Origin of the sequence: Cupriavidus sp. HMR-1, from assembly GCF_000319775.1 — a bacterium.
Classification (GTDB): Bacteria; Pseudomonadota; Gammaproteobacteria; order Burkholderiales; family Burkholderiaceae; genus Cupriavidus; species Cupriavidus metallidurans.
This window is the reverse complement of the sequence record NZ_ANKP01000202.1, coordinates 1-3528: the sequence shown is the minus strand read 5'-3', so window position 1 is coordinate 3528 and position 3528 is coordinate 1. Positions and strand designations below refer to the sequence as shown.

Genomic DNA, 3528 nt, shown 5'->3' with positions numbered 1-3528 from the left:
GCACCGGCACGTCCAGGCAACGGCGCACGGCAACACCGGAGCCCCACCGTCGTACCGCGTCGGCTCACGCGGGGCGTTCCGTACCGCACGGCGACGGGCACCCCCACCGGGCAGCGGAGCAACGCTCCCCGGTACGGCAACGGCACACCCCAACGGCGGGCGTTCGTCCGAGAGGCAGGGGCGGGTCCGAACGCTGAAGGCGACACCGAACGGCGAACACCGAGGGAAGGAGGCGGTCCCTGGTGCGAGAGGAAAGGACGGGCACAGGGACAGCGGAGCGCACAGGTAGAGCAAGGACGTGCGCTGGGGGGGAAAGCGAGGGGGTACTGCGAGAGCGGAAAAGCGGTGAAGCGTCGTGCGGAGCACTCGGGTTGCGGGGATTGCGATGTCACTCCTCCTCGAGTGGAAAAACGTGAAGACGTACTCGGGGGAGAGACTGCGCAAATCCTGCAACGACACACCCTTCGCACCGTTGGTGGATAACGCCAAACCCTCCAAAACCACGGCAACCCCTTGAAAGACTTACACCTAACGGCGTTAACAACCTGATAACACCTGAACCCCTCTGAAACCGGCAAGGCTATGCCCAGCAAGGCGCAGAAGGCGATAACAACGATAACGGGTCGACCGTTCGTCGGAAAGTATCCCCTTTTTCAGGGCAAACGCTGGACAAGCCTGGGAGACCTTGTAGGTTGGGCTTGTGCTGTCCAACAAGGAGGAGACCCATGGCAACCCAAACCCGCCCCGTCATGACGGGCACGCGCATCACCGAGGACGATGCGAAGGCGCTGAAGTCCATCTCAGTGGCCACCGGCAAGTCGGTCAGCGAAATCATCTACGACTGCGTGCGCGCTCGCCTGGACGGCATGGACCACCTCGAAGCACTGCGGACCGAGCTGATCGACCAGGTGATCGCTGCAACCGAGCAATCCACCGTGCTGATGGTCGAGGCGGTGTCCGCCGCCGTGTCCTCCAAGAGCGAGGAAAGCGTCCGCGCGGCGTTGAGCGACACCAGCCGTTCCGAACGGGACGCTCGGGCCAAGCTGCAGCTCAAAGTCGAAAACCTCTCCAACACCGTCGTGGCGGAGATCGAGAAGATCGACGCGAAGTTCAAGGCGATCAACGACACGTTGGTTGCGATCCAGAAGGCCCTGGCCGCAAAGGCCTAACCCCGGCGACATCACGGAGGAGACACGTGAAGACGATCGCACTGGCGGTACTCAAGATGCTGGGCGTCCCCAAAGCCCAGCCCCCGAAGGCAGCAGAACCCCAACCTGTCCACTCCGCCGTTCCGTTGGTGGAAGACCGTGCCCTGGCACCCTTTGTCGTTCCAACCGAGATCGACCTGACGAAACCGTTGGCGGGCCAGGTGCTCCTGGCGTACACCAAGCCGGGCTCGGCGGACGGGAAGGCCCCGCCGGTCGAACTCCTCCTGACGTTCCGCGACGCGACCACCTCGGTCGCGGTCTTGGGCGGAACCGGGACGGGCAAGACCACGGGCGCGGGCATCCCGCTGCTCAAGCGGCTGCACGACGCACGCGTGGCGATGCTCGTGACCGACGTGGTGAAGGGCGACTACGCGAACGTCTGCCGTCGCCTGGAGCGCACCGTGATCCTGGGTCCGGCCAGCGACACCATGCCCTGCAACCTGCTGGCGGGCTGGTCCGATCAAAAGCTGCGTGATTTCCTGACGTTGTACAGCTCGAAGGTGAAGGGCGGCGAGGCTTACTGGGGGAGCGAGGGCGTGACCGACGCGGTGCTGATCGCACGGTTCATCCGCCACGTCGAGCGCCATGAGCCCACCCTGGCGGACCTGTTCCACTACCTCAACGAGCCGTTGAAGTTCGTGGCGCGCTACAAACTGGCCCACCGGTTCCAGGCGCTCTACACGACCCAGGAGCAGCGGGACGCGGCGGAGGACACGCTGGCGGCGCTGCGCTCCCGGGAGACCGGGGCCTACGTGTTCTCGATGCTGCACTTCGCCAAGGACCCGTCGGCGAAGAAGGGCAAGACCACCGACATCATCACCCAGGTGGGCAGCGTGCCCCCGACCAAGGTTTCCATGGTGACGACCGACGACGCCAAGATTTTCGAGCAGTACGCTTGGCACGTGGCCAGCCTGCTGACCATCACCCGTCCGTTCTACGAGAACCCGAAACTGCGCCGTGCCTTCTGCGCGGACGTGGCCACCGGGATCGACTGGTTCGACTTGGTGTACGTACAGCAGCAGTTCATCGTCCTGGAAATGCCGACCCACACCTACGGCGAGGCCGCGCTGTTCGTCGCCGAGATCCTGCGGATGCAATACCACGACGTCATCCGCGCCTCCCAGGAGTTCCGGGGCGCCCTGGTGGTGGACGGCAAGCGAGTGGTCTACGGCGTGGACCGTTTCACCGGCGAGCTGCACGACGAGTTCCAGAAGATCCTCACGGCGGACGGGTCCAGCATGGACGATTCCAACTGGATCGACATTTCCCGGGGCTACGGCCACATCAACATCGTCCTGACCCAGAGCATCACCTCGCTGCACGGCAAGGCCAAGAACCACTTTGCGGTCGAGGCGTTCGTCCAGAACTGCTGCAACGTGGTGTGCCTGCCGACGATCGACGAGCGCACGCTGCACTACGTCGAGACCCTGGCCGGGCGGGCGGCGACCACCGTACGCGAGCACCTGGTGACCCGCACGGGCCGCGAGGCGTTCGTCTACTTCGCCAGCGCGTCCATGAACGGCGGCGACACCTGGTCGGGCCTGGTGGAGATCGGCACCTCGCGGTTCCCGCACATGCGGCACACCGTCATGCAAGAGATCATGGCCCGCCCGACGCTGATGCGCGCGGCGAGTGCGGCTTCGGTTGCGCCGATCGAGGAGACGCGGGTTCCGCAATCGACGGACGAGATCACCGGCCGGGTGTTCTGCGTGACCACGGCGGCGATCAACTCGGACGGGTTCCTGGACTTCAAGAAGCGGTTGACCCGGGGCGGCCACACGATCACGGACACCATCCGGATGAAGGCGGCGAAGGAAGGCGTCGACGCCAGCGGCCACCTGGCGGAGGCGCTGGACCGGCTGGACGCGCTGTACCCGAACAAGGGCGACATCGTGGCGGTCGTGCGCGGCGGCGGGGACGTGAAGAACGGGCAGTTCGACACCTACAACGCACCGGAAAGCGTGGCGGCCCTGGAAGCCCTGCGCGAGCGCGGGGTCTTCGTGGTGGTCGGCGTCGGACACAGCGTGAACGACGACTGGGCGATTCACCGGGCGTGCGACCACGTGTGCGACGTGCCTTACCACGCGGGCGAGGTGGTGGCGCACCTGCTCGACAAGCTGCAGTCGGCGTCGAACGAGGCGAACGTGGTGCTCGCCCGGGTGGGCGGCATCACGCTGACGAAGGGCGTCGCCAGCGGCACGCCGGAACCGCAACCCAAGCCGCTCGTGAAGCCGGTCGCGGACGACCAGGCGGACACTTCGGCGGAAAGCGCGCCGGCCACCGCGGCGATCGAAGAGCCGATCGACCCGCCGTGGGACCC

Annotated in this window: 2 protein-coding genes; both read left to right on the top strand. The window is 65.8% G+C overall.

What is annotated here, in order from left to right; translation table 11 throughout:
• Nucleotides 1-725 precede the first annotated feature (725 nt).
• The gene (locus D769_RS20215) at nucleotides 726-1169 is read left to right on the top strand and encodes a hypothetical protein (RefSeq protein WP_008648918.1); all 444 of its coding nucleotides are present in this window, start codon (nucleotides 726-728) and stop codon (nucleotides 1167-1169) included.
• Between the two features lie 26 nt (nucleotides 1170-1195).
• Nucleotides 1196-3528 (top strand): DUF87 domain-containing protein (locus tag D769_RS20210; RefSeq protein ID WP_008648917.1); only part of this gene is annotated, 2333 nt, incomplete at its 3' end.